The sequence below is a fragment of the Larkinella sp. genome (assembly GCF_965227735.1).
GTDB lineage: Bacteria > Bacteroidota > Bacteroidia > Cytophagales > Spirosomataceae > Larkinella.
The window spans coordinates 6399294-6425676 of sequence record NZ_OZ245776.1 but is presented as its reverse complement, the minus strand read 5'-3'; the positions used below and the strand labels follow the sequence as shown (position 1 = coordinate 6425676).

Sequence of the window (26383 nt, the reverse complement as noted above, 5' to 3'; positions counted from 1 at the left end):
TTCGCTTGTCAATTTGTCTGATAATCTTCACTTCACCCGGAATACGGCTGTTTTTCCTACGGTGTTTTTTTTCTTTCTAACCATCAGATTCATGCTAATCTGACAGCAAATAATATACCATTTAATCAATTTAAGGCATTTTCAACCCAAAGATTTCGATTCGGCCCTGGGCTGATTACTTTTTATGAGGTCTACTTTTAAAAGTAGGACAGAGAAATTAATGTCTGGCAATAAATCATTCATCAAGCGAAAGCAGTTCCCTTCTGTGCGTAAGTTCCAGCCACCGGCCAGGAAACCGTATGGGGTGACCGCCGGAGCATGGCCCCAATTTTCGCCCGCAATTCGAGCGGATTGAACGGTTTTGCCATGCAATCGTCAGCGCCATTTTCCAGACACTGAATGCGTACTTCACTATCATTTTTCCCCGATAGAACCAACATCGGCACATGCTGATACCGGGAATGGTTCCGAAACCGGGAAATGGATTCCACGCCATCGGCTTGTGGCCCGTCCAAATCGGTAATAATAAAATTAATAGCACTTCCCGCTTCAAGTTGACTGACAATTTCGTTGTAATTGCTCACCAGCGTAAGATTAAATTCGGAGGCTAACGTTTCCTGAAAAACATTTCTCAAAAACGGACTGTGCTCGGCAATGAGCAAATTGAATTTGTGGTTTTCCATGGTTGTATCAACGGGTATTCTATTTGAGTAAAGGAATTCTTCGTGCAGAAGAATTTGCATAATAATTTTACCAAAAGTATAAATACTTATTTCAAGTAGCAAGATAAAAACTTGAAATTATTCTTTATCAGTCAACTTTTAGAAAGCCCATACTAATCAATACTCAATACAAAAAACTTTAAATTACTAATTATCAGATATTTATAATAATTTTTTAAGACGAATTTTATCAAGCACTGCAAGGTGACGCACTTTTTTCTACTTTTTGATTTGTCTTGAAATTCTGTAAAAAACTATGAATTTATTTATGCCTGTTATTTTTTATATAGTATTTATACTCATTATTTTTTTACTACATGAAAATACTGGACGCAACTCTGGCGAAAAGCAAGGCCATCAATCGGCCCCTGAAGCCAAGTTGTTACTAATCTCTCGATAGGGTTGACATTGGCGGGATTTTTGTTGCAAGGTTCAGCAGTCTCTCACTATTGCTTTTATCCGATGTTTTCCTCCGCATCATCGTCCTCCACCCGCTTTCAGAACCAGTTCTGGCTATTGAGCCTTCTGGGCGTCGCGGGCTCGCTGGTAGCCGGAGCGCTCATCAGTCTGCTGGGTGTCATTGGGGCCGCCGTAGTGATCATTCTGCCCGTAGCGGGTCTGGTGCTGGCGGGGGTATTATCAGAACCCCGCATTGGTCTGCTGTGCTATCTGCAATTGAGTTTTCTACTGAATGTTTTTGCCCGATTTTTACCCATCAGCGCACCATTCGGAACGCTGATCGATGTGGTCCTGGTCCTGACGCTGATCAGTTGTTTCATCAATGGCCAGCGCATGAACTGGCGACGGCTTCGGCATCCGGTTTTTTTCGTCCTCCTCTTCTGGACGTTCTTTACCATCCTTCAATATTTCAACCCGGAAGCTCCCTATCGCCCGGCCTGGTTCTTTCATTTCCGGACGTTCTCGATGTACTGGATTCTGGCGGCTACGGCGCTCCTGGTCGTGCCCATTAAAAAGTCGGATATTCAGGTACTCATCAAAACCTGGCTGGTCTGGTCATTCCTGGCCGCACTGTGGTCGTTCAAACAGCAATACATTGGCCTGACCGCCAACGAAATGGCCTGGCTCAACGCCGGAGCCGACCGGACCCACATCCTGTTCGGGCATTTGCGGAGCTTCTCGTTTTATACGGATGCTTCCCAGTTTGGAGCCGAAATGGCGGGGGTGGCATTGATGTGCCTGATCTGGGTTTTTGACTCAAAAAAAATCGTCAACCGCGCCGTTTATCTCTTGCTGGCCGGTGTTTATTTCTGGGGGTATGCCGTTTCAGGTACGCGCAGTGCCCTGTTTGTTCTGGTAGCCGGTTTTGGCTTCTACCTGATCCTGAAGCGGGATTTCATAAAAATCCTGGCGGGCCTCTGTCTGGCTATCCCGATTTACCTTCTGCTGATGTATACCGACGTTGGAAGCAGCAACTACCAGGTGCAACGGATTCGCTCCGCACTGCGCCCGATGGAAGACCCGTCATTCCTGCTGCGGCTTCATAACAAGGAAAAACTGGCCCGGCGGCTGGAAGACCTGCCGTTTGGGGCAGGCTTGGGCACGTCTGAGAGTGTCGGTCAGCGGTTCTCGCCGGAGCATTGGGCTTCGCAGATTGCCCCCGATAGCTGGTATGTCATTCTCTGGATCGAAACCGGACGGGTGGGGATGGTGATCTACATTGCCATGGTGGTGTTCATCGTTCTACTGGCTACCCTGCAAATCTGGAAACTCAAAGACCCCGATCTCCTTGTCATGATGACAGCCCTGCTGGCCGAATTTGTGGGTATCGTTGTCATGGCGTATTCGAATCCGGTGGTGGGGCAATTTCCGACCAGCAGTATCATTTTTATCAATTCCATTATTTTGACTACCTGCACCCGCTGGGATACGAAGGTCGAAAAACCGGAAGTCGCAACGGAAGCGGTTTTGGCGTAATTCTAACGAATCTTTCTACTACTCAACGTATGATGAACCGTCGAAAGGCACTCTTTGGTCTTGCATTTCTCAGCGGAAGTGCCCTGGCCGGGATTACCGGTTTTAAATGGCTGCAATGGCACAAAGAGCCTGATCTGGCCTACCTGAGCAGTCAAAAAAAGCTCCTGGAAGCATTAACTGAGACCATCATTCCGACCACCGATACCCCGGGCGCAATCGAAGCCGGGGTAGCCGATTTCATCCTGCGGATGGTAGCAGAAAACATGACGCCGGTGGCTCAGAACCGGTTTATCGAAGGCCTGAAAGTGGTCGATTCCTACGCGATCGATGCCTGCAAAAAACCGTATACGCAGTGCAATCCGAAGCAGCAACAGGCCATTATGCAGCAGGTTGAAGAACAGGGCCGCCCGCTGAGCGGCTTTGCCGGGAAAGTGCAAAAGAAACTGGTGGGTAGTTCTTTTTTCACGGTTTTAAAAGAATATACCTGCATGGGCTATTGCACGTCACTTGTGGGTGCTACCCGCGGGCTGGCGTATGCGTATGTTCCCGGTCGCTTTACGGGCTGCATGCCGCTCGCCAACGGGCAAAAATCCTGGGCTACCAAATGACGCATCTGAACTTCGTTTCATGAATCCGATCCATAGTAATACAAAAGGTCATCCGGCGCATACCTTCGATGCCATCGTGGTCGGCTCCGGCATTAGTGGTGGCTGGGCGGCCAAAGAACTCTGCGAAAAAGGTCTCAAAACCCTGGTGCTGGAGCGGGGCCGACAGGTAGAACACATCACGGACTACCCCACCGCCATGAAACACCCCTGGGAATTTCCAAACCGGCTCAACACGGTTTTGAAAGACCAGCTTGAAAACCCGGTTCAAAGCAAGTCGTACAACGAAGGCGACAAGCATTTTTACGTCAGCGACCGGGAACATCCGTACATACAGGAAAAACCGTTCGACTGGATTCGGGGCTATCAGGTGGGCGGGCGGTCGCTGACGTGGGGCCGCCAGTGCTACCGGCTCAGCGATCTGGATTTTGAAGCCAACGCCCGGGATGGCATTGCGGTTGACTGGCCCATCCGGTATAAAGACCTGGCTCCCTGGTACGATTACGTCGAGCAATTTGTGGGCATCAGCGGCCGGGCCGAAGGACTTCCCCAGCTTCCCGATGGCAAATTTCTGCCGCCCATGGCGTTCAACTGCATCGAAAACCACTTCGCGAATCAGGTCAAAAAAAACTACAAAGACCGCATCGTTACCATTGCGCGGACGGCCAACCTCAGCCGGGGCTGGAACGGGCGCGGGCCGTGTCAATACCGGAATTTATGCAGCCGGGGTTGCCCCTTCAGCGGCTATTTCAGCAGTAACTCGGCGACGCTGCCCGTTGCCGCTGCCACGGGAAACCTGACGCTTCTGCCCGATTCGATTGTGACGGAAGTACTGTTCGACGAAAAACAGAACCGGGCCACGGGCGTGCGGGTCATCAATTCGCACACCAAAGAAGTGACCGAGTATTTCGCCCGAATCATTTTCCTGAATGCGTCTACCATCGCCACGGCGGCCCTGCTGCTGAACTCGACTTCCAGCCGGTTTCCGAACGGTTTAGGCAACACCAGCGGGCAGATTGGCCATAACCTGATGGACCATTTCATGATGGGGGGCGCCAACGGTGAACACCCGGGTTTTGCGGATCAGTATTATGAAGGCCGGCGGCCCATCGGCATTTATGTACCCCGTTTTCGGAATCTGAACGCGCAAACGCAGCGGAAGGATTACCTGCGCGGCTTTGGGTACCAGGGCGACGGCGAACGCGCCGAATGGTCGGACCAGTACAGGCGTGTGGACGGTTTTGGGGCCGACTTCAAAAATTCGCTGACCAAACCGGGTCCCTGGACGCTCTTTCTGGGTGCCTGGGGCGAAACACTGCCTTACTTTGAAAACCGGATTTCGCTGGATGCCGGGCAGAAAGACCAGTGGGGGCTGCCACTGGTGCGGGTCTTCTTTGAATACCACGAGAACGAGATCAACATGCGGAAGGACATCAAGGAAAGTGCTGCGGACATGCTCGACCGGGCTGGTTTTCAGAATGTTGCCCAGTTTTATTATGATTTACCTCCCGGTTCGGCGGTTCACGAAATGGGCACGGTTCGGATGGGAAAAGATCCGGCGACGTCCGTTCTCAACGGGTTCAACCAGATGCACGATGTCAAAAATGTGTATATTACCGACGGCAGTTGCATGACCTCGTCGGCCTGCCAGAATCCGTCGCTGACCTACATGGCACTGACGGCCCGCGCCTGCGCCCATGCGGTTTCTGAACTGAAGAAATTAAATCTGTAGATGATAGCGAACGACCGCCTGAAACTGGCCCACTTGATTCTGGCCCACGGACAACCCGAGCAACTCAGCCGCCTGATTCAGTCATTGCAGCACCCGAATGCGGATTTTTATATCCACATCGACGGAAAAACCGATCTGACGCCGTTCCTGAAAATGCGGAAAAACCTGAACGTTTTCTTCATTCGAAAACGGGAAAAGGTGTTTTGGGGCGCCTACAGCATTGTTCAGGCTACCCTGAACGGATTTGAAGAAATCGTCGCTTCCGGCATTCCGTATGCGTACATCAATCTGCTGAGTGGCCAGGATTATCCGCTCAGACCACCCGGTTTTATTCATGATTTCCTGAAAGAAAACGCCGGAACGCAGTTCATGGAGTTTTTGTCGGTGGATTACGAATGGCACGAAGCCCTGCCACGGGTGAAAAAATACCACCTCATCAATTATTCGTTTTCCGGAAAATACGCGGTAGAAAAGCTGCTGAATACGGTACTACCCAACCGGAAAGCCCCGGAAAATCTGACCTTTGTGGGTCGTTCTCAATGGTTTACGATCACTTTAGGCGCGGTTCGCTACATTCTGCTGTACCTCCGGGAGCATCCGCAGGTCGTTCGTTTTTTCAAAATGACCTGGGGGGCCGACGAGCTTATTTTTCAAACCATTCTGTACAATTCAGCGTTCAAACCGGCCATGCAAAACGAAAACCTGCGTTACATCGACTGGTCGGAAGGAAAAGCCAGCCCAAAAACGCTGACAGTTGCGGATGAAACCGCCTTACGGAACTCCGGGAAGCTGTTCGCGCGGAAATTCAACAGCACAACGGAACCCGAAATCATGGACATTCTGGACGCTTCGTTCCTGAAACGCTGACGTTTTCAGACCTGAACCACCGGTTTTATCCACGTTTTCTCGACCGGGTCATACTGTTTCAGCAAACGGGCCGGATTGCCACCCACCACCGAATACGGCGGAACGTTCCGCGTAACGACACTCCCCCCCGCCACCACCGAATGTCGCCCGATGGTGACCCCCGCCGTGATGACCACGTTGGCCCCAATCCAGCATTCATCTTCAATCACAATCGGCCGGGTGACAACGGGCTGCTCCCGAATCGACCGGCTTACGTCTTCGTAAGAATGGTTCAGGCCCGACAGAACGACGTGCTGGGCAATGATCACATCCGTCCCGATCGTCACCGGCCCAATCACCACCGACCCAATGCCGACCGTGCAGCGATCGCCGATCAAAACCGGGCCAACCCCGTTGTTAATCACACTGAATGCTTCGATGACACTGTGTGCCCCCAGCGCAAACGGGTTGAACGGCAGCACATCGAGCCGCACGGATGAGCGGACCATCGACGTGCGGTGCCGCTTGTGAATGAACGGGTTCACCAACCAGCTTACCCATAGCCGGGGCCGGGCCTCATGCCGGGGAATCAATAGCCAGTGAATCAGTTGTTTCAGCCGGGGGTTGCGGTCAATGAAATTTTTCATGCGGTTTTCAGAAACGAATCAGGCGGTTTGGGGTTGGGAAACCGGAAGTTGATCAATGGCTTCCAGTAAAGCTCCCAGTGAATTTTCCCAGGTGTGTTCCAGCGCGAAAGCAATGCGTTCTTCGGGCAACGAAAGCGGTTGTCCCGTCAGGCTCCGGTCAATACAGGCGACGAACTCTTCGGGTGTTTCGGCCAGAAAAACATGATCTTTAAACAGCGACATCGTCTCGGTTTTTACGGCCACTACCGGTTTTCCCATCGCCAGGTACTCATCAATTTTACGGGGATAATTACCAATCGTCACTTCGTTGAGTTTCTGGGGATTGATCAGCACATCCATCCCGGCCAGGTAAGCCGGAATCTGGTGCGAAGGTTTAGCGCCCAGAAACGTGACATTGGGCAATGCCTTCAGGCCCTCCGTCCGGAACGAATCATCGACAGAGCCAATCAGCACCACCTGCCAGTCGGGTCGACTTTTGGCAACGGCTTCGATCAGCCCGACATCCAGCCGCAAACCGGTCAACGCGCCTGCGTAACCAATGCGGGGCGTGGGCAGGGCGGCCATGTCCGCCGGAATCTCCCCTATTTTGGCCGGGTCGAACAGGGTCAGATCACAGCCCTGGCCCACATCAACCGAACGCGGGTTGTAGCGGGCCGCCTGATTGGCCAGGTAGAGAGAGTTGCTGGCGACCAGGTCGACCTTGCTCATCAGCAGCGGTTCCAGCCGTGCGCCGTGGCGCTTCCAGAAATCGACGGCCAGAAAATTATCGCGCAAATAATAGACGTACACACGCGGCTTGAGGAATTCTTTCAGGTAAAATCCCTGAATCATATCATTGTCGTTGATCAGCACGAACGATGACCAGCCCAGCTTTTCAATCGCTGAGCGGATTTCAGACGCCAGTTGCCGGCCGTTATACCGGTTGGCCAGATCATACAAGGCCGAATCCGGGAGCCAGTTGATCGAACCCAGCAAAAACTGCGGACACAAAACCCATAGATTCGGTTCGCTCTCAACGAGACTCTGTCCCTGGTTTTGTTGAATAAATTCGCTACGCCGTTGCGCCCGTCCGGAACCTTTGTTGAGTTGAGCCGACCAATCGAGCGGTTCGTTGACAAACAGCACCTGATGCGCCTTCGACAAACTGCGGGCCATATCCCGGATATTACTGCCTAAGTTTTTCTCCTCCCACGGTTGTCGGGACGTAATAACGAAATTCATTTCGCTTTGGCTTTAGATGAAACGATCGCGGATTTGCTTCTGGCGTACTCGCTCCGTAAAAACAATCAAAAAGTATGCTCAACTGAAAATCTAGACTATATTTTTAATATTTATTTGTCTGATAAATAAGGACATCCCGGAGTCATTAAAAAGGTATTAAAATGAAATAATTTAAATTAATTTTTTATTAAAAATCTGAATATCAAATAATTAACTTATTTTCAGCTTAAAATATGGTATTGAATTGGCTGGTGTAAAACCGACATATGGTATCATTTTTGCTGACTATTAACCAACATCTAGTCCCTCCAAATACTCAGTTGCTTTATAATGATTTCGAATCGCGTTGTGTTGCTATTTCTCCTTGGTCGCCGAGTTGTCCTTTTTGTTTTTCTGGGGCTGCTTTTGTCGTATGTCTCATACGGCCAGAAGTCGGCTCAAAAACCGGCCAACAGCACACAGCAGGCTTTGCCGGTTTCTGATACGATTGCGCTGGATATCAACCAGGATTTGTCGACTCAACTGCTTTCACTGGAGGAATTGCTCACCATTGCACTGACAAAATCACCCCTGACCCGCCTTGAGAATGAATCGATCGATGCGACCAATGCGGAGTACAAACTATCGAAAATAGAAATCCTGCAAAGTGCCAGCGGTTTCACCAACTATTCGTTCGGAAATCAGGCCATTTTCTCCACCACCTCAATGGGGCCGGACGCATTGGGTCAGATTGCCAACGGCTACCGCACCGGCGTCGGCTTGCAGATCAACCTATTTGATATTTTTGGCCGGACCCAGAAAATCCGGAAGGCCCGCGCCGTTTATCGCCAGGCGCAGGCGCAGAAAGAAATAACCTCCATGCGGCTGCACCGCGATCTGGTGGCTACGTACCAGGACCTCATGACGTCGCAGCGCATTCTTAAAATTCAGTTTGAAGATGAACAGGTGCTGCGGACAGCCTTTCAAATTACGGAAACGGAATCACGAAAAGGAAAAGTAGAACCGGATGACATGGCGGCTGCCAGCCGACGGTATGCTCAGGCAAAAATCCAGACAGAGCAGGCGAAGGGAGAATTTTTGAAGAACATTTCTTATCTGGAAATCCTGGTTGGCTTGCCGATCCAGCAGCTAAAACGCAACTAATCTATGGGACTCAGCGTCTTGATACGTCTTATTAAGGAGTATGCAATCTGGTTTGTTCTGCTTCCGGGTGTAACAGCCGGTACGGTATTTTACCTGACCCGGAACGAACCGAAAATTTACAAGTCGCAAGCGACGATTTATACCGGGATGGCTTCCGGCTATACGGTCCTGTCCGATCAGAAAAACTTCATCGACCAGTCGGCAGTCACCTTCGAAAACCTGCTGACTACGTTAAAATCACCCGAAACCATTCAGCAGATTTCATTGCACTTGCTGTCGCGGCACCTTAAACTGTCGAAGCCTGATGGACAGATTTTATCGGCTCCCGGTTTTCAGAAACTCCAGCAGGCTATACCGCCTTCCCTGCGCGCTTATTTGCTGAAAGACACGGCTCAGGCCAGCATTCGGCTTAAACTGGATAGCCTGGCCAGGTCTACAACGATCAATCCCATTGTTTTACTGCTCCATAAATCAGATACGTACTATTCCGTCAAAAAAATCAGCGGCAACCTGAAAGCTAACCGCCGAAATCCCAGCGATATGCTGGACATGGAATACGAATCGGAAGACGGTGCTGTTTCGCAGCAGACCCTCCGGGAAGCCATTGACGTTTTGAATATCCGGTATACGCGGCTGAAAACCTCCGAAACCAACTCGGTCGTTGCCTATTATCAGGATAAGGTTCGGGCCGCCAAGGTGCGTCTGGACAATGCCGACAAACAGGTTCAGGCCTTCAATGTGCAACACAATCTGGTGAATTTCGAAGAGGAGTCGAAAAACGTTGCCGCTTCCGCCGAACTCACCAGCTTCAATTACAACGATGAGCTGATGAAAAACAGCGCGGCCAAAGCGTCGATGGATGCGCTAAGCCGCCGGATGGTTCAGCAGGGCAACACGATCGCCATCAGCGGTGAACTCAAAAGCAGACAGGCCGATCTGGCTCAGGCTCAGACTCAACTGGCGAATGCCCAGGCGTATGGGCAGGCGAAAACCGTCATTGAAAAGTTACAGACGCGCGTTGAACAAACGTCGGGAGCGCTGAAAAACAGTGCCGAAAAGTACGCTCCGTCCGGCGACTCGCCCGAAAGTGTTCCGCAACGAACGCTGGTTGGTGAATGGCTGGCCCGCGTGCTCGAATACGAAGAGTCGGCCGCCCGGCTGAAGGTTTACGAGAGCCTCCTGAGCAAGCAGAAAGCCCGGGCCACCGAATACAGCCCCCTGGAATCGCAGCTTCGTCAGCTCAACCGCGAGCTGACGTCGGCCGAAAAAGACTATCTGGCCACCGAACAAAGCCTGAATCAGGCCATCATTCACCGGCAGGACGTCACGGTGGATAAATCGCTGACCGTTCTGGATGCGCCGAATTATCCGCTGGATGCTCAATCAAAACGCTGGTTGTTCGTGGCGATTGGTCTGGGTGTCGGCCTTTTTATTGCCGTTCTGCTCATGGCTTTCCGGATCTGGCTCGACCGGCGCATCATTACGCCGAACAAAGCAGAATCCCTGATCGGCAAACCGGTTATTGCCCTCTTCCCCACCATCAAAAAGTTATCCTTCGAGTCGAAAACCGGACGAACCGGGTTGAGCATGTTGCAGCAACTTTGCGACGCGATCAACATCGAAACCGCCCGATCGGCGGCATCCCAACCGCCCGTCATCACGATTTTCAGTATCCGGTCCAGGCAAGGCAAAACGTGGCTGGCCACCGGCATCGGGCAGATCTACGGCGAAAGTGGTCAGCGGATTGCCTTTTGTTACCCGCAAACGTCCGCCGATCAACCAAAAACCGGGCAGGAAGGCGTTATGCTCTATCCGTACGTGCTGCGCACCAATTTCATGCATACAGCGGATCTGCGCGAGCTGTTCGATACAGATCAGCAGGCTGAACTCAGCGGTTTTGACAAGATTATCATGGAATTGCCTCCGCTGATTAGCTGCCCGATTCCGGTCCAGTTCCTGAATCAAAGTTCGGTATCGCTTCTGGTAACCGATGTCAACGGCATCTGGGGCCGAACTGAAACGCAGTTGCTGGGTTTGTACCTGCGAGCTGCCATGCACCCCGTACTGACGGTTCTCAACCGCGTGGCCGGCAGTTACATCGATGCTCCCAGCCTGAACGATGTCAGGCAGCGGCCCACCGAACCGGAGCGAGCTACGGAGGCTCCGCGCTCCCGGGATGATCAGCCAGAAATGCCCCGTACAGAAAAATCCCACCGGTAATGGACACTAAGAAAAAAGCAATCGACGGTGGCAAATGGATTACCATCTCTACGATTATCTCAACGGCTTTTCAGTTTTTGCAAGTCTCGATTCTGGCGCGACTGCTCGAACCTGCGGCTTTCGGAATTGTGAGCGTTTGCATGCTCATTATCAATTTCTTCTTCATTTTCAGCAATCTCGGCTTTTCCAATTCCATTATTTACAAGCAGGAAAGTGACCGAAAAGTACTGTCGACGCTGTATTTTCTGGGCCTGATGCTGGGGATCAGCATGTACTTTATTATTTACTTCTCCTCGCCTTTAATCGTCGAGTTTTACAAAGAACCCAAGCTGGCCAAAGTGGTAAAACTGGCGGCCTTTTACTTTCCGATTATCTACTGCGGGCAGATCTATTTATTCATTTTACAGAAAGAACTCCGCTTCCGCTCCGTTGCCCTGATCGAAATTATGGGGGCCGTTAGCGGAACGATCGTAGCTATTACACTGGCTTATAGCGGCTACGAAGAAACGTCCCTGATTTATGGCCAACTGGCTATGCAATCCGTCCGTACCCTCTTATCCATCGGTTTAGGATTCCGGTTATTCATACCGATGTTCTATTTTAATGTAACCACCATTAGAGAGCACCTTCGCTTTGCGGTATTTAATGTAGGCGATAGCCTGCTGGGCTACATTCAGGGCAATTGCGATAATATCCTGGTGGGCAGTTTACTGGGTTTAAAATCGCTCGGATACTACACCATCGCCTACCAGTTAGCGGTTTTCCCAATCAACAAACTCAATCCCATCATCCTCCAGGTTGCGTATCCAATTCTGGCAAAAATGAAGGAGAATTCCGACGAACTTAAAAAATCCTATATAAAAATTCTGGACTTGATCAGTTTCTTAAATTTCCCTCTACTAGCGGGTTTGTTTATCACCGCCGACAGTCTTATCCCTTTATTTTATGGCCCCGGCTGGGAAAATACCATTCCGCTGATTCACATTTTTGTCTTGCAGAGTATGTGCAGTTGTCTGGCACATCCGCTCTTTACAATAGCCTACACAAAAGGCAAACCGAACCTGCTCTTTTACCTGAATTTAGTAACGCTGCTGGTTAAACTTCCCCTGCTGTATTTCTTTGGAAAACAATGGGAGGTAACCGGTATTGCTCTGGCCTTTTTCACATCCACTTTTGTGAATTTAGTGCTTGGTTTTTTTATCGCTAATCACTTGATCGGCGCTTTCATCAAAGAGTTTTTATCAAATATTTATAAACCGGTGCTTTTCTGCCTGTTTATGGTCAGCGCGATCATGCTGTACAAATCCTTTTTAGGCTACGACGGCATCGTTAATACCGTCGCTCAGATTGCGTTGGGTGGGTTGGTTTATCTGGCCTTGACGTTCAGGTATAAGCTCTCCTTTCTGGAAATACAAAATTTACGAAGATCTCTATAAACCAGCGTCATGAAACACCGATTTCAGGTTCTTGATATCTTCAGAGGGATTTTTGCTTCCCTGGTCATGTTTTTCCATGTCGCCGACTTTGCGGATACGCCACTCCTGAACAATGGCTTTATCTACAATTCCGATATGTTTGTGGATTTCTTCTTTGTACTCAGTGGATTTGTCATTACGTACAATTATCAATCCCTTTCCACCGGGCCGGAATTTCGGAAATTTCTAACCAAAAGGGTGGCCCGAATTTATCCACTCCATGTGATCATGTTGCTTGTTTTTGTGATCGTTGAAAGCTCCAAAATGTATCTGGCACCCTACATCCACATCAACAACCCGGTGAACGAAAACAATTCGATTTCTACGTTCATCACCTCCTTATTCCTCCTCAATTCTGTAAAAATCCTTGGTGTTAAAGACGTTAGCTGGAACATTCCCAGCTGGTCGATCAGTGCCGAGATGATTTCTTATCTCGTTTTTGGTTTCGTTATGATCCTGCTTTATAAACTCAATCTGCGACGCAACCGAAATCTTATTTTTTTGCTTGTCGCTGGCTTATCGGCTACCCTCCTAGTTACCATTACAGATAGTTTAAAACTGAACTACAGTTTCGATTATGGTTTTTTAAGAGGAATCATCGGCTTCTTTGTCGGAGGGCTTTGTTATGCTACTTTCGACCAATTGCATGCCTACAGTAAATCCATTAAACCCAGCTTCTACACCCTCGCAGAAAGTATCGTTTTGCTTTCTATTGCCGTTTGCATAACAAACGGCCACGAGCTGAAACGTATTGGCTTACTTTTTGAAGTGCTTTTTTTCGTGGCAATTCTTGTTTTTTCATTCGAGCGGGGAGCGGTTTCAGATTTGCTAAAAAAATCATCTTTTCTGCATAAAGTTGGCACCTATAGTTACTCCATCTACATGACCCATGCCCTACTAATCAGCCTGTTCAACATTGCATTTATTAGAGTATTAAAATTGCCGCCATCGGCATATACGTATCTTATATTCCTGAATTTCTATATCGTCTATAAAGTCTCTGAATGGACATACGCTAATATAGAAATGCGGTTTAAAGACTTCCGGCTGTTCAATTCTGACCCGAAAGTAAAGAAACCTGTCCAGTCACTATCCGATTCACCGACACAATAAAACAAGAGTATATACGAAAAATCAGTATTCAATCTTTCTTTAAAAGTGTATCAGTCTATGAAATTTCGTTTAGCGGTTTTAGTGAATTATTTTTTTCTACTGCTTCTCCTGTTCTCCAGTATCAGTTGCAAGCCGACCATCACACCCCGGCCAACAGCGGACTTTTCCTTTGAATTTGTCACGGGTAAACCCGGACAAGTGAAGTTCTCGAATAAATCGGTGGAAGCGAAACGATATCAGTGGAAATTCGGGGACGGACAGACCTCAACCGAGGCAGAACCAACGATTACGTTTTCGCAGGACGGGGTGTATTTCGCGGAATTAACCGCTAAAAATGATGTGGGATCGGATGTCGTTTCCAACAGCGTTATCGTCACCGGTTTGTATAAAAAACTGGTAGTCGATTTTACCTACACCCTCGTCAGCGGAGTACCCGGTCGGGTGCAGCTGACCAACAAATCCCAGAATGCCGAAGGCTATCAGTGGATATTTGGCGACGGGCAGGCGTCAATTGAAACCAACCCGATTGTCGATTATAAGAAGAACGGTATTTACACCATCCAACTGACCGCCAAAACCGCCGACTTTGCCGATAACGTTTCCAAAGGAGTGGTCATAACGGAATTTCCGACCATCGGCAGCGTGATTTTCTGGACCAATGGCAGTGATGGCAGCGACATTGAAGTTTATGTCGATAATACCATGCAGGGACTCGTTACGTCGGCTCAAAGCAAGACACCAGCCTGCGGAGTAGATGGTTCGGTTACGTTTTTTCAAACCGACGGGACTTACAATTTCTATGCGAAGTCGAAGACCCGTTCCTGGTCTGGTGTAGTGACCGTGAAAAACGGCGAATGCCGTTCGAAATTACTGGCTCAATAAACAAGAAACTTAACGGGATGCAGCTATGAGCAGTTCATTGTTACCGGAGTGGATTTCCAAGCACGTATTTGAGTACGATCCGGCCCAGATCCCGGCGGAGCGACTGGACGATCTGCGCGCACGACTGACCCAATTTCAGGTTTCCAAACCGGAGGTTTCCATTGTCATTCCCGCCTACAACGAGGAAGCCAATTTGCTGAACATGCTGTCGTCGCTGGCCGACCAGCAACTCGCCCAGCCGACGGAGTTGCTGGTCGTCAACAACAATTCGTCCGACCGTACGCAGGCCATTCTGGACCAGTGTGGCGTCCGCTCGATCCTGGAAAAACAACCGGGCGTTGCTTACGCCCGCCAGGCCGGGTTGCTGGCGGCCCGGGGTCGCATCATCGCCAATGCAGATTCCGACTGTGTGTACCCCGCTGGCTGGTCGAGCACGATATCGGCTCCGCTGCAAAAGCCGGAGATTGGCTGTACCTATGGTCTCTATGCGTTTCTGCCCAGTCCGCAGTCTTCCCGTCTGGCACTTTATGGCTATGAAAAAACCGCTCAGTTTGTCAATCACGTACGCAATCGTCACAAAGCTTACCTGAATGTGTACGGCTTCAATTTTGCTTTCCGTCGGGAAGACGCCCTGGCAGTAGGCGGTTTTGAGCTGGATTCCGGCCGGGAGGGTTCAGTGGCGGAACTGGTGGCAGCCGGCATAACACCCCCGCCCTCCGGCCGTTGTGAAGACGGACTGATGGCACTTGCCCTGCTCCAGCAGGGAAAAGGAAAGATTCTGCGGGTGGGAAGTCTTAAGGCGCGGGTCTGGACCAGCGACCGCCGACTGATGGCCGATGGCAGCCTCGGCAAAGCGTTCACGAATCGGGTTAAACAGGCCTTTGGTGCGTAAGACCGACGCTGGCCGCCGGTGTGATTTGACAGGAAGCATGGTTAGCCTTTTCAACATTGCCCGAAGGGCCCCGGTGTATCGAAGACAAGTCCTGGTAGCCCGTCTTTTTCTGGGTCTGTTTGCCGCCTTGCTGCCGACGATCTGCCCGGCTCAGTCCTGCAATGGCGTATTGGGCGATGCAATTATTAACCAAACATTTGGCACCGGGAAGTCGAGCGCCTTATTACCGGGTCAGACCACGTACCAGTATGTAGAACATTGCCCGGATGACTCTCAGTATGCCATTGTACACGGGAGCACCTGTTATACCAACTCCTGGCATGAACTCCCGGAGGATCATACGCCCGGCGATGTAAACGGAAATATGCTGCTGGTCAATGCGTCATTTAACCGGGGGGAATTTTACAGCCAGTCGGTGACTGATTTATGCCAGGGAATGACGTATGAACTTTCGGTTTGGGTACTGAATATCATGAGTCTGGCGAAGAAAAATGATTGCCCCTACTTTACGCCGGAGCAATTGGATCCCAACATCACGATGCGCGTAGAAACCGAAGACGGCAAACTGATTCAGGCCATCAATACCGGGTCCATTGCGCGAACCAATGCGCCGACCTGGATGCCGTATGCCCTGCTGTTTGTTGTACCGGCTAACCTGAACAACGTGGTGGTGAAGTTAATTAACAATGGTCCCGGAGGCTGCGGAAATGATCTGGCGCTGGATGATATTCAGTTTCGGCCCTGTCGTCCGCTGCTTCAGATTTCCTTTCCGGAGTATACCGAAATGGACATAACCGTTTGCGAAAAATCATTCATATCACTTGCATCGACGGTTTATTCCGGTTACACCAACCCGGTATTTCAATGGCAGGAAAGCTCCGATGGCATCGTCTGGACTGACTTAAGGCAAGCCACCGGCGAAACGTACCGGCTGAAAGTGGATTTTGTCGGAAAAAAGCAGTTTCGGCTCTTCAGTACAGAAGGCAGCAATATGGCTTCAATTCAGGATCTGCGTTGTAGTACGGTATCCAATATCGTGTCGCTTCAGACCAAACCCTGCCGGGCACCCTGGTTTGCCATACCCGCTGCCTTCAGTCCGAACAACGATGGCCTGAACGATTCCCTTGAGGTGTATCATTACGACATTCGGAGTGGGCAACTAAAAATATTCAACCGCTGGGGCGAGCCCATTTTCAGTACGGAATCGCTGGATAAAAAATGGGATGGTACGTATTTGGGGCAGCCCTGTGAATCTGGTTTATACGCCTGGATACTCCAGTATCAGGTAGTTAATTCCGAGGATCAGGCTACGGCTATGGGTCAGGTTTTACTCGTGCGTTAAGGAACGGGGCTGCTTTCTTTAAACCGCTTAGCGCATAAAAAGCTATATTCTCAACGTCATTCTGACAACGACATGAACGATTATTTTCCCGGTGTTACGCTTCTGGTAACCCATTATAACCGCAGCAGTTCTTTGGAACGTTTGTTGCGAACGTTTAGCGAACTGCACTGCACGTTTGAACAAATTGTCGTATCGGATGATGGCAGCAAACCGGAACATCTGGAAGCGATCAAAAAGCTGGAAAAAACATATGCTTTTCACCTGGTTACCACACCCAAAAACAAAGGATTGGGCCATAACATCAACAAGGGACAGGATGCCGTCAAAACCCCTTACACGCTTTACGTTCAGGAAGATTTTGTGCCGAAAGCCGCTTTTGCCCAACACTTCCGCGATGCTTTGAACTTTATGAAAGAAGACCCCGACCTCGACCTGGTCCGGTTTTATGCCTATTTCATGTATCCGTATCTGAAACCTTTCAAAAAGGGCTTTTCGGAAATGATTTATAAATCGGCCGTCTGGTACACCAACCACCTGAAGTTTTACTTCTACAGCGATCATCCGCACCTCCGCCGAAGCTCGTTTCTGGAAAAATTTGGCCGGTATGCCGAAGGAATTAAATCCGACCGAACCGAATACCTGATGTGTCTTTCAGTGATTCAAAAGAAAGGGAAAGGGCTGTTTTTCAACGAATTTACGGCGGTCTTCGATCAGAAAAACTCACCTGATGAGCCCAGCACTTTAGGTCGGGCAAGCTGGCGGGAAAGCACGAACCCCGCCCTGCTTTTCGCCCGGTGGTGGTATTTAAAATACCGGCTCCTTAAAAATACATTCGAGTTAGCTTTACTGAAAGAATAGCTCTTTCAATCGTGTATCTGGATAAAAATTGCCTTACAGAAAATGGATCCACTCTCAACGCACTTTTCTAATGTTACGTTATTGATAACGCACTATAACCGCAGCGGTTCATTAGAGCGGTTATTACGTACTTTTAAAGAACTGAAGTGTTCTTTCGATGACATTGTTGTTTCCGATGATGGCAGCAAAAAAGAGCATTTGAACGCCATTCGTGAACTGAAGAAATCGTATACGTTCCGACTTATTACCACACCACAGAATAAAGGCCTGGCTAACAACATCAACAAAGGCCAGGAAGCCGTCAAAACACCCTACACCCTTTACGTTCAGGAAGATTTTATTCCAAAACCGGCTTTTGCTTCCTATTTCAAGGATGCTCTGGCCCTGATGAATCAGGAAAAAGACCTGGATATCGTTCGCTTCTACGCTTATTTCCCCTATCCGTATTTGACGCCTTATAAAAACGGTTTCTCAAAAATGGCGTATAAACCGTGGTATACCGACTACACCAAGATCTATTATTACAGTGATCATCCGCACCTGCGAAGAAGCTCGTTTCTGGATAAATTCGGCCGGTATGCCGAAGGGATCAAGTCGGACAAAACTGAGTATAAAATGTGCCTTTCGTTTATTAAAAAGAAAGGAAAAGGTTTATTTCTGACGGATTTTAATGCGATGTTCGAACAGAAAAATTCGGAAGACGAACCCAGTACCGTTACCCGCAGTAACTGGCGCCATGAGAATACGAATTTCTTCGTCGTCTGGGGACGGGCACTCTACCGTCAAATCAAATACAATTACGACCTTCATTTCTCTTAAACGTACCGGCGGACTTCAGTCCGTAAGCTTCTAATTACGTAGAAAGCTTACGGACTGAAGTCCGCCGGTACGTTTATTTTTCTATTTTCCGGCTTTCAAAACTTTCCGGAAAGCCCGTTCGTTGCCCTGCTTTATTTCAAGAATATACATGCCATCCGGCAAGGCCGCTACATTGATTTTTCCGGAATAAACCGTTGACGTTTTCTCCAGAACGACCTGCTTGTGCAGGGTTCCCAGACTCGCATGAAACAAGTTGACCTCCAACTGGCCGTCGCTGTCATTTTCAAGATCGATGGTGATGTAATCGACAGAAGGATTGGGATAGACTTTTACGGCATCGTGCAGGGATTGAGTTGTCAGTTCCGCCGTTCCGAGTCGGGCCGTGGCTGCTGTCGTCGAGGTAGATGACGTCACCACCTGATCAGAAGCAATGACAAAAATCGGCGTTTCGGTAACCGTTAACGTCAATTTCCCTCCCACCGTATTCATCGTCTGCACATCGGCCGCATCGTTTCCGGCTTTGGGCGTATACACTTTGGCACTTCCGGCCGTTCCCAGATCCAGCGTATATTGCGCCGTCCGGCCCACTTCATCAGGTACCAGCAACACAAACGCCGATTTGCCATTCAATTCATACCGATCGACCACCGGATCATTGTTCAACGTTTGTTTATAGGTGTACTCGCCCAGCAGTTTTTTGGTCTGAAACAGGAAATCGGCTGCGGGTTTGCGCGTAAAATTCTGGTTGAGCAGGCCCGACGAACCAAACTGAATCGGCAGATCCGGGTAATAATCGTAGGTCTGGTAAAAGAAAACCTTCTCAATTTTATTCCGGGCATAGAACAACGAAGTGCGCAGAATCCAGTCGGCCTGGGTTTGCAACACCGATTTGTTGCCAATCGGAATGGCTTTCAGCGGACTTCCCTGATTGAAATCATAACCCGTTTCCGTAATCCAGACCGGCATGTCATACGACTGTTCGTGTGCTAACTTCAGATACTCCCTGGCAATCTCACCAGCCGCCGATACTTCCGGTGCCGCCCCCCGGCCCGATGTCCAACTTTGCGACGAGCTCGAATTGTCGGAATAGAGGTGGTAGTTGAGCACATCCCAGCACAGGTTTACGGTTCCGTCCGGCTTATACCCGCGGTATTGCTTACACCAGTCGATCATCCCTTTGATGTAGTCGACGCCGATGGAAGCGGCTGCCAGCCCCCCGATCACTACTTTCATGTTCGGATCGGCATTTTTAACGCCAACTCCGGGGCCCATCGTGTTTTTATGACCGTCATAGAAAGCGGACAAATTGGCCGCGTATTCCCGGGCAGTCTGGTACCCTTTGCGACCTTTCCACCACTTGTCGCGCTCATTGTCGCACTCGATGTATTGCACCAGATTCAGGCCGATTTTCACCACGTTGGCTTCATCACCGTTCCAGCGGATGTGCGAAGCGACGCTCAGCAACGCCGGGTTGACGTTCGGGTTGCTGCCATACCGGGCTGCATACTGGAAAGCCACTTTAGCCTGTTCGATGTAGGAAGTGGGATCGGAAAAATCCCGTCCGAACTTCACCGGCACGTTTTCCGAATCGCGCTGATCGGTCGGGTACGTATTCTGCATCCAGCCCGGCAGGGTTTTCAAACAGGCCAGAAGGCCCATTCCTTCCGTTTTCAACCGTTGGTACAGCACATCGTAATACCAGCCTCCGCTGTGTACCGGATTGAACGTGTAACCGCCTTCGTTTGGCTCCAGTTTCTCCCAATCCATGTAATGCCGGATTCCGCTGAAACTCTTGATGGCTTTCAACCGGTTGGTATCGATTTCGTCCGGTTTGTTGGCATTCAGAAAATCCCACTCGAATGCATTGACCCCCATCATGTCTTTTAACTTGATCGACTTCTGCGGAATTGGGGTTGCCGTCGGGGTAGCGGGGGTATGAGAGCCATACAGTTCGATTTCCGTTGGATACCCAAACCAGGCGTTGATCACCAGATACCGGGCGTTGCTCACGGCGGTATTGAGCGTAAAGGTGTTTGGTTTGGTCGGGTCTGGCCCCACCCAGCCGTTGTATTGATCGCCGGTAAAGGTAGCAACCGGAATGCGCTCCCACTGCTCCGTAATTACCGAAATGGTTAGGGGGTGATCGGAGAAATTTCCTTCGCCATCAAAAAACCGGATGCTCTGGAGGGTCATCTGTTCGCCCGGCAGCAGCGGGTAGTAGGAATCGTAGTTATCCAGAATTTTGCCATACCCCGTATTGACGTTGACATTCGTGATGCCATCGAACAGGCCGTCCAGACCACGCTCCACTTTGTTGAGCTGATACCAGCGTTTGGGGTCGAGGGTAATCTTCGTACCCGAAATGGTGGGCGACGGCGGAGTAGGCGGGTTCGGGTTGGAAGCCGACTGAACCACCAGTGTCTGAACGACATCCGTGGCCGCACTGAAATTGCCGTTGGCCGCCTGTGAAGCCGTGATATTGACCGCTCCGGCAGCCACGACGGTGGCTTTCCAACTGCCGGTCGCGTTCGAAACCGAAACAATCGATGGATTTGATGACGTAAACGTTATGGGCGTGGCGGCATTGGTGCTGCTTGCCACCAGATCAAAAGCCGGATCGCCCACGGTTTTGGTCGACAGGGGCGCAAACGTGATCACTGACTGCGGGTTCGTTTCGGTTCCGCCACTGACCACCTCAAACCAGTTGAAATTCCAGGCTCCCTGCGGAATGTTGAGCCGCAGCACCTGATCGCCCGCCGTTAAAGAAACCACGGCATTGACCGTCTGGTAGGTCTGCCAGCCGCCCGTAATTGGCAATTCAACGGTTTTCAACAAAGCGCCAGCCGCCGTTTTCAGTTCAATTTTTCCTTCGCCATACGCCTTCGCAATCCGGAATTTGAAGGTATACGAACCGGTTGTCGGCACGTTCACGTTATAATCCAGCCAGTCGTTGTCGTCGATCCATCCCACATTGAGGCCACCGCCCACATCGCCCGTATTCTCGGTTTGGATGCCACTCATCACGTCGTAGCTTTCGGCTTCAATTTTGGCGGGCAGCGGTCGGGCAGCCGTCACGTCAAACCAGTTGAAGTTCCAGGGACCTTGTTTGGCAAAAACCCGCATCACCTGATCACCCGCCGTCAGCGAAGCCGTTGTCGTAACGGTTTGCCAGCCTTGCCAGCCACCCGTTGCCGGAACGTCTACCGTGGCAATAACCGTCCCGTTGGCCCGTTTCAGTTCCAGTTTACCACCGCTCTGCCCCGTTGCTACCCGAAACCGGAGGGTATAAAGGCCAGATGTCGACACGTTTAGGTTGTAATCCATCCAGTCGTCACTGTCAATCCAGCCGACATTGAGGCCACCGCCTGCATCACTGGTGTTTTCGGTTTGTACACCACTTTGGGCGTCATAACTCTCGGCTTCAATTCGGCCGGGGAGCGATTGTATAAGAAGGGGTTTAACGTGCAGAGGAGCCGCTTCAGGCCGTTCCTTCGCTTCGAGTTGCGAACCGGAAAACAAAAAAATAACAAAGAGAAGAATTACGTTTTTTTGCTTAATACCAGACAGTAAAGTTTTCATCATAGTTGTGAAGCATCAAGTTTGCAATTAATTAGTGACCGAAATTTTACCTGCATTCAATCAGTAATTTATCAATTTATATACCAGTTATTGTATATTTTTCTTTCAGTAATATTATTTTTTATAATAAAAATTATGAAAATTTTTTTGCAAAAAACAGGAGTACATTCTATTAAAGGGTCCTTTTTATTAAAAAACTAGTCTTACCAGGCCGATAAAATGAGAAAATATTTTTGCAATACTTATTTCTTTTTTTTTCACAACTTATTTTACGTATTGCTCAAAAATCCCTCAAGAAGCTATGGCATTAAAAATAGTTGCAGTGTAGGTTAATTACTTGCAAAATTTTTTGTCAACTTTCCGGTGACTTAAACAGGCGCTTTTATAGGTTGGCCGTATGACCTGTTTAAGGGAATAAAAAGAAGTTTAAATGAGAAGGAAAACAATAGATGCTTTAACAAACAACTTTACTAATAAATGCTTGTTTGTTTGATCTTTACTTCGAAGTGAAAATGGTTCAGTATACTGACGGTCTGCTACGAATTTTTAAGTTCGACTTCGCCCGCCCGGCGTACTTTCTCCCAGGTACCTGATTGGTTACCTTTTACATACCGGACTAAACCGGCCAGCGCACAGACATTCATGAAAGTGAAATAGAAGGGAACAAAGAGCAGTTTCCAGCGTAAATTCTTCTTTTCGAGCCGGTAACCGACCCAGGCAGCGGCATAGAAAATACATTGAAGCACGAACAAAACCGTCCAGCCATACTGGCCCGACGGCGCAGTCACCAGCTCCCGAACTGCCAGCCAGGCATTAGACAGGAAAATCAGGGGCAAACACAGAGGTGCCACGGCCCAGCGCATCGCCCGGTGCGACACATACTCGAACGTCAGCCAGCCGTAGCGAAAAATATTCAGCAGATAGGTCAGCCGGACGATGGACTGAAAACCGCCGGCTGCAATCCGGATTTTTCGTTTCTGCTCATCCACAATCGAAAACGACGGGCGTTCCATCGCATAGGCATCCGGCTCATAGGCAACACGGTAGCCCTGTCCGGCAATTCGGAGCGAAATGATAAAATCATCCAGAATCGTGTCGGTTTCAACCGGTTCATACAAGTCCGTCCGCACCGCAAACAACTCCCCGGCGGCACCGACGATGGTGTGCAAATCGGAGTCCAGGCGCTTCAAGAACGATTCGTATTTCCAGTAAAGCCCTTCGCCCGAACCAGCCGCCGACTCGCTGTCGTTGGTCAAAATCCGCTTTTCACCCGCCACCGCGCCCACCTTCGGGTCCCGAAAATGGCGGACCAGGTTTTGTACGGCCTCCGGGTTCAGAATGGTGTTGGCGTCCGTAAAAATGGCCAGCGGGGTTTTCACCTGCAACATGGCGCGGTTCATGGCGGCCACCTTACCCCGGCGTTCGGTGCCTTCCATAATCGCCACCCGGTTGCCGTATTTCGAACGCAGAAAGTCTGCCGAACCGTCGGTCGATCCTTCCGTAACGAACAGAAAATGAAGCTTATCGGCGGGGTAATGCTGCGCAAAGGAGTTCGCCACCTTGTCGGGCAAACACGACAATTCGTTGTAGGCCGGCACAATCAGCGTGACATCGGGCGCAAAAACCGTATCGGTTTTCAACGCGGGCCGACGCCCCCGGATTTTCACCAACAGCCACACCAGCACACCGTATCCGACGTAGGTATAGACCACGAGTCCTGCGCAGACAACCAGAAAAATTTCCATAGTGATTCGTTAAGTAGTCGCCACCACACGCGGCAGAACGTCTTTGGCTGGTTGGTGAATTTTATTGCTGAAATGCCAGAGAACCGCGTTTTTCAGCGCAATGAGATAGCTTTTCTGCCGCCTGATGGCGTAGAGAAAAGCCGCCTTGGTGAGGGCAAAGCTGAAATAGTAGACACAGAAAAAAAACAGGGGAAAACCGCTCACGTTTCTCCGCATGAACAACAGCCGGTTTCGCGTGTGGTAATATACCTTCAGCGGATTGGTTTTGCCGACGCTAATCGACTCCTTGTGGTAAATCAGGGCCGAAGCCTGGTAGTAAATTTGAAAACCGGCCCGCTGAATCTGCATCGACCAGTCCAGTTCTTCATAATACAGAAAGAACGATTCGTCCATCGCGCCCCCTTCCTCCACCGCCCGGCGGCTCACCATCATGGCGGCACCGTGGGCAAAAGCCGTCCGCCCGGACTGGTCGTGTTGCCCACGGTCGGTTTCGCCCAGCCCAATGGACCAGGTTCGGCCGGTGTAGCAGTTTAGCGGGTAGTAGCCAGCATATTGAATGATCGTCGGATGGTCGTAAAACCGGATTTTGGGGCAGGTAATGCCAATCCTCGGGTCGGATTCGAAGGGTGCCAGCAACTGGTCCAGCAAGTCAGGCGTTACCTCCGTGTCGTTGTTCAGGAAAAAAAAATAATCGCCTTTGGCGTGTTGCATCCCGAGATTATTTCCGCCCGAAAAACCGAGGTTTTCGGGGCTGACAACGACTTTCACGTTCGGATAATTCCCCTGCCGGATGCGTTCGGTGGGATCTTCAACGGATGCGTTGTCCACCACGATAATTTCAAACCGGGGGTATTTCAGCCGCCGGGTCGATTCCAACAGTTCGCAGGTCACCGCGGCCTGGTTGTAATTGATCGTAATCAGCGAAATCAGCGGCACGCTTTCTACACGTTCTCCTTTTGCCATACTGCCTTCAGGGTTCGAATTACAATCATCAGATCCGTTTTGAACGAGTATTTTTTGGCGTAAAGCACGTCGAGCTGGATGCGTTCCTGGTCCGAAACAGCCGCTCCTCCGCGCTTGGTCACCTGCCAGAGTCCCGTTAATCCGGCCGGAGCCGCAAACCGCCGGGCATAGCCCGCAGCCGTCAGCTTTTCGGCTTCATAGGGCGGTAGTGGCCGGTTGCCGACAAACGACATATCCCCCCGGAGAATGTTGTAAAACTGGGGCAGTTCGTCGATGCTCGTGTTGCGCAGCACCTTGCCGAGCCGCGTCACGCGGGGGTCTTCCTTGAACTTCGAAAACATGGCCTTGGCCTTTTCAGCCCGGAAATGGACTTTTTCGCAAACCTGTTTATCGTCCAGAAAAAGCGGCTGCTGGCACCCGGTTCCGGCCAGTTGGCAGGTGTCACAAAGCTGATCCGTTGCCTCCTCCACTTTCGCGACATTGTACATATTCTTGGAAGCCATGCTCGCCAGCATCTGGTCGGCATCCGTGCGCATGGTTCGGAACTTATACATGTTGAACACCTTATACCCCATCCCAACCCGCTTGGAACCGTAGAAAATGGGGCCTTTGGAATCGAGTTTTACCAGAATGGCGACCACCAGCAGCAGGGGCGAAATCATCAACAGGAGGAAAAACGACAGCACAATGTCAAAAATCCGTTTGCCAATTGGCATCCGAACCGGAACCGGCTTGTGGGCATTTCCGCCGGTTTCGGCGTATTGTTTTTTCCGAACCAGGTACGACAACCGGGTCTGAAAAGCGGCTTCGGAATACCCGTAGTGATAGACATCGATGACGCGCCCCCGGAACGGTTCAACCGTCAGGTCAATGGGAGAATCGCCCGTCAGCAGAATGGTAGAGAGTTTTCCGGAACGCGGGTTGGCCCGAATGGCGTTCAGGAACGAGGTGCTGTTCAGCCGGTCGTTGTATACCACCAGATCGACGGCCGGTTCGGCCTCCAGAAAAAAAAGAGCCTGCTCCAGGCTGGTTACCACCGTGATGGATGCGGTTTCACCAAATGCCTGGCTAAAATCCGCGGCCATCTGAGGGTCGTCCTCGACGTATAAAACCCGAAATGTTGTTCCGTTCGCTAAAACCGTCAGCATACCAATGGAGGGCTAGAAAAGAATCAGAAAGTCGGTTTATTTCCAGATGCGGATGACGGTTGCGGACTGCCCCTTCGGCGCAGAATCGCGTTTATTTTCGCCTTAACTTCCAGCGGATTGAAGGGTTTGATCATGTAGTCATCGGCCCCCTGCTCCAGACAGGCGATTTTGGTCGCGCTATCGGTGAAGGTCGACAACACGATGATGGGCACCTGCGTCAGCAATGAGCTCGCCCGAATAGTCCGAATCAGGTCCTGCCCGCTCAAATACGGCATCTGCAGGTCGGTGATGATGATGTCGACCGGATTCCCCGCTTCCAGCCAGTCCATCGCTTCAATCCCATTATTCAGCGTCGTGACCTCAAACTCAGCTTTCAATGTATGACGAAGAACTTTACGGATGTACGTATCGTCTTCTACAACCAGAACATGGTATTGGTTTTCCATAAATTGTCTACAAATCGTAACTGCAAACTATGAATAAGTCTGCAACAGGT

Annotated in this window: 21 protein-coding genes; 13 read left to right on the top strand and 8 right to left on the bottom strand. The window is 50.2% G+C overall.

The window, feature by feature from the left end; genetic code table 11:
* Positions 1-242: 242 nt before the first annotated feature.
* Entirely contained in the window at positions 243-683 is a 441-nt protein-coding gene (locus ACO064_RS25115; protein ID WP_421829950.1) for a response regulator transcription factor, read from the bottom strand.
* Positions 684-1184: 501 nt separating this feature from the next.
* On the opposite strand from ACO064_RS25115, the gene ACO064_RS25110 reads away from it, so the two are divergent.
* From ACO064_RS25110 to ACO064_RS25095, 4 genes are read left to right on the top strand one after another with little or no spacing between them, the layout of a single operon-like run.
* Entirely contained in the window at positions 1185-2657 is a 1473-nt protein-coding gene (locus ACO064_RS25110) for an O-antigen ligase domain-containing protein (RefSeq protein WP_421829949.1), read from the top strand.
* 29 nt (positions 2658-2686) lie between these two features.
* Positions 2687-3265: a gluconate 2-dehydrogenase subunit 3 family protein gene (locus ACO064_RS25105; RefSeq protein WP_421829948.1), complete on the top strand. Its 579-nt coding sequence runs from the start codon at positions 2687-2689 to the stop codon at positions 3263-3265.
* A 19-nt stretch (positions 3266-3284) separates the two neighbouring features.
* Positions 3285-4994: a GMC oxidoreductase gene (locus ACO064_RS25100; RefSeq protein ID WP_421829947.1), complete on the top strand. Its 1710-nt coding sequence runs from the start codon at positions 3285-3287 to the stop codon at positions 4992-4994.
* A complete protein-coding gene (locus ACO064_RS25095; protein ID WP_421829946.1) occupies positions 4995-5861 on the top strand; it encodes a beta-1,6-N-acetylglucosaminyltransferase in 867 nt (288 codons plus the stop codon).
* Between the two features lie 5 nt (positions 5862-5866).
* On the opposite strand, the gene ACO064_RS25090 is transcribed toward ACO064_RS25095, so the two are convergent.
* Both ACO064_RS25090 and ACO064_RS25085 read right to left on the bottom strand, forming a co-directional pair.
* Entirely contained in the window at positions 5867-6487 is a 621-nt protein-coding gene (locus ACO064_RS25090) for an acyltransferase (RefSeq protein ID WP_421829945.1), read from the bottom strand.
* 18 nt (positions 6488-6505) lie between these two features.
* Positions 6506-7708: a glycosyltransferase gene (locus ACO064_RS25085; RefSeq protein WP_421829944.1), complete on the bottom strand. Its 1203-nt coding sequence runs from the start codon at positions 7706-7708 to the stop codon at positions 6506-6508.
* A 330-nt stretch (positions 7709-8038) separates the two neighbouring features.
* Here ACO064_RS25085 and ACO064_RS25080 point away from each other — a divergent pair, with 330 nt between their 5' ends.
* From ACO064_RS25080 to ACO064_RS25040, 9 genes are all read left to right on the top strand, one after another.
* Complete coding sequence (locus tag ACO064_RS25080; RefSeq protein WP_421829943.1) at positions 8039-8851, top strand: TolC family protein; 813 nt, start codon at positions 8039-8041, stop codon at positions 8849-8851.
* A 3-nt stretch (positions 8852-8854) separates the two neighbouring features.
* Positions 8855-11071, top strand: a complete 2217-nt coding sequence (locus ACO064_RS25075; protein WP_421829942.1) for a GumC family protein — start codon at positions 8855-8857, stop codon at positions 11069-11071.
* A complete protein-coding gene (locus ACO064_RS25070; RefSeq protein WP_421829941.1) occupies positions 11071-12507 on the top strand; it encodes an MOP flippase family protein in 1437 nt (478 codons plus the stop codon). Before ACO064_RS25075 ends, ACO064_RS25070 begins: the two co-directional genes overlap by 1 nt.
* A 9-nt stretch (positions 12508-12516) precedes the next feature.
* Complete coding sequence (locus ACO064_RS25065; RefSeq protein ID WP_421829940.1) at positions 12517-13659, top strand: acyltransferase family protein; 1143 nt, start codon at positions 12517-12519, stop codon at positions 13657-13659.
* Between the two features lie 57 nt (positions 13660-13716).
* Positions 13717-14541, top strand: coding sequence for a PKD domain-containing protein (locus ACO064_RS25060; RefSeq protein WP_421829939.1), 825 nt, complete (start codon positions 13717-13719; stop codon positions 14539-14541).
* A gap of 25 nt (positions 14542-14566) precedes the next feature.
* Complete coding sequence (locus tag ACO064_RS25055; protein WP_421829938.1) at positions 14567-15433, top strand: glycosyltransferase family 2 protein; 867 nt, start codon at positions 14567-14569, stop codon at positions 15431-15433.
* Positions 15426-16775: a gliding motility-associated C-terminal domain-containing protein gene (locus ACO064_RS25050; RefSeq protein ID WP_421829937.1), complete on the top strand. Its 1350-nt coding sequence runs from the start codon at positions 15426-15428 to the stop codon at positions 16773-16775. Before ACO064_RS25055 ends, ACO064_RS25050 begins: the two co-directional genes overlap by 8 nt.
* Positions 16776-16847: 72 nt before the next feature.
* Positions 16848-17633 carry a glycosyltransferase gene (locus tag ACO064_RS25045; protein WP_421829936.1) on the top strand — a complete coding sequence of 262 codons (786 nt, stop codon included), beginning with the start codon at positions 16848-16850 and terminating at the stop codon, positions 17631-17633.
* Positions 17634-17675: 42 nt separating this feature from the next.
* On the top strand, positions 17676-18452 hold the full coding sequence (locus tag ACO064_RS25040) for a glycosyltransferase family 2 protein (RefSeq protein WP_421829935.1): 777 nt from the start codon (positions 17676-17678) through the stop codon (positions 18450-18452).
* An 81-nt stretch (positions 18453-18533) separates the two neighbouring features.
* Here ACO064_RS25040 and ACO064_RS25035 read toward each other — a convergent pair whose 3' ends face one another.
* The 5 genes from ACO064_RS25035 to ACO064_RS25015 form a co-directional block, all read right to left on the bottom strand.
* Positions 18534-22034, bottom strand: coding sequence for a carbohydrate-binding protein (locus ACO064_RS25035; protein WP_421829934.1), 3501 nt, complete (start codon positions 22032-22034; stop codon positions 18534-18536).
* A gap of 533 nt (positions 22035-22567) precedes the next feature.
* Positions 22568-23776: a glycosyltransferase family 2 protein gene (locus ACO064_RS25030; protein WP_421829933.1), complete on the bottom strand. Its 1209-nt coding sequence runs from the start codon at positions 23774-23776 to the stop codon at positions 22568-22570.
* A 9-nt stretch (positions 23777-23785) separates the two neighbouring features.
* On the bottom strand, positions 23786-24739 hold the full coding sequence (locus ACO064_RS25025; RefSeq protein ID WP_421829932.1) for a glycosyltransferase family 2 protein: 954 nt from the start codon (positions 24737-24739) through the stop codon (positions 23786-23788).
* Positions 24718-25887 (bottom strand): sugar transferase, encoded by a 1170-nt coding sequence (locus tag ACO064_RS25020; protein WP_421829931.1) that lies wholly within the window; start codon positions 25885-25887, stop codon positions 24718-24720. Before ACO064_RS25020 ends, ACO064_RS25025 begins: the two co-directional genes overlap by 22 nt.
* A 23-nt stretch (positions 25888-25910) precedes the next feature.
* A complete protein-coding gene (locus ACO064_RS25015; protein ID WP_421829930.1) occupies positions 25911-26333 on the bottom strand; it encodes a response regulator transcription factor in 423 nt (140 codons plus the stop codon).
* Positions 26334-26383 lie beyond the last annotated feature (50 nt).

Coding starts and splice junctions, on each gene's coding strand:
- ACO064_RS25060 (WP_421829939.1), top strand. CDS start 13,717: ATGAAATTTCGTTTAGCGGTTTTAGTGAATTATTTTTTTCTACTGCTT.
- ACO064_RS25015 (WP_421829930.1), bottom strand. CDS start 26,333: ATGGAAAACCAATACCATGTTCTGGTTGTAGAAGACGATACGTACATC.
- ACO064_RS25055 (WP_421829938.1), top strand. CDS start 14,567: ATGAGCAGTTCATTGTTACCGGAGTGGATTTCCAAGCACGTATTTGAG.
- ACO064_RS25115 (WP_421829950.1), bottom strand. CDS start 683: ATGGAAAACCACAAATTCAATTTGCTCATTGCCGAGCACAGTCCGTTT.
- ACO064_RS25075 (WP_421829942.1), top strand. CDS start 8,855: ATGGGACTCAGCGTCTTGATACGTCTTATTAAGGAGTATGCAATCTGG.
- ACO064_RS25105 (WP_421829948.1), top strand. CDS start 2,687: ATGATGAACCGTCGAAAGGCACTCTTTGGTCTTGCATTTCTCAGCGGA.
- ACO064_RS25045 (WP_421829936.1), top strand. CDS start 16,848: ATGAACGATTATTTTCCCGGTGTTACGCTTCTGGTAACCCATTATAAC.
- ACO064_RS25090 (WP_421829945.1), bottom strand. CDS start 6,487: ATGAAAAATTTCATTGACCGCAACCCCCGGCTGAAACAACTGATTCAC.
- ACO064_RS25080 (WP_421829943.1), top strand. CDS start 8,039: ATGATTTCGAATCGCGTTGTGTTGCTATTTCTCCTTGGTCGCCGAGTT.
- ACO064_RS25035 (WP_421829934.1), bottom strand. CDS start 22,034: ATGATGAAAACTTTACTGTCTGGTATTAAGCAAAAAAACGTAATTCTT.
- ACO064_RS25095 (WP_421829946.1), top strand. CDS start 4,995: ATGATAGCGAACGACCGCCTGAAACTGGCCCACTTGATTCTGGCCCAC.
- ACO064_RS25110 (WP_421829949.1), top strand. CDS start 1,185: ATGTTTTCCTCCGCATCATCGTCCTCCACCCGCTTTCAGAACCAGTTC.
- ACO064_RS25065 (WP_421829940.1), top strand. CDS start 12,517: ATGAAACACCGATTTCAGGTTCTTGATATCTTCAGAGGGATTTTTGCT.
- ACO064_RS25040 (WP_421829935.1), top strand. CDS start 17,676: ATGGATCCACTCTCAACGCACTTTTCTAATGTTACGTTATTGATAACG.
- ACO064_RS25030 (WP_421829933.1), bottom strand. CDS start 23,776: ATGGAAATTTTTCTGGTTGTCTGCGCAGGACTCGTGGTCTATACCTAC.
- ACO064_RS25025 (WP_421829932.1), bottom strand. CDS start 24,739: ATGGCAAAAGGAGAACGTGTAGAAAGCGTGCCGCTGATTTCGCTGATT.
- ACO064_RS25100 (WP_421829947.1), top strand. CDS start 3,285: ATGAATCCGATCCATAGTAATACAAAAGGTCATCCGGCGCATACCTTC.
- ACO064_RS25085 (WP_421829944.1), bottom strand. CDS start 7,708: ATGAATTTCGTTATTACGTCCCGACAACCGTGGGAGGAGAAAAACTTA.
- ACO064_RS25020 (WP_421829931.1), bottom strand. CDS start 25,887: ATGCTGACGGTTTTAGCGAACGGAACAACATTTCGGGTTTTATACGTC.
- ACO064_RS25070 (WP_421829941.1), top strand. CDS start 11,071: ATGGACACTAAGAAAAAAGCAATCGACGGTGGCAAATGGATTACCATC.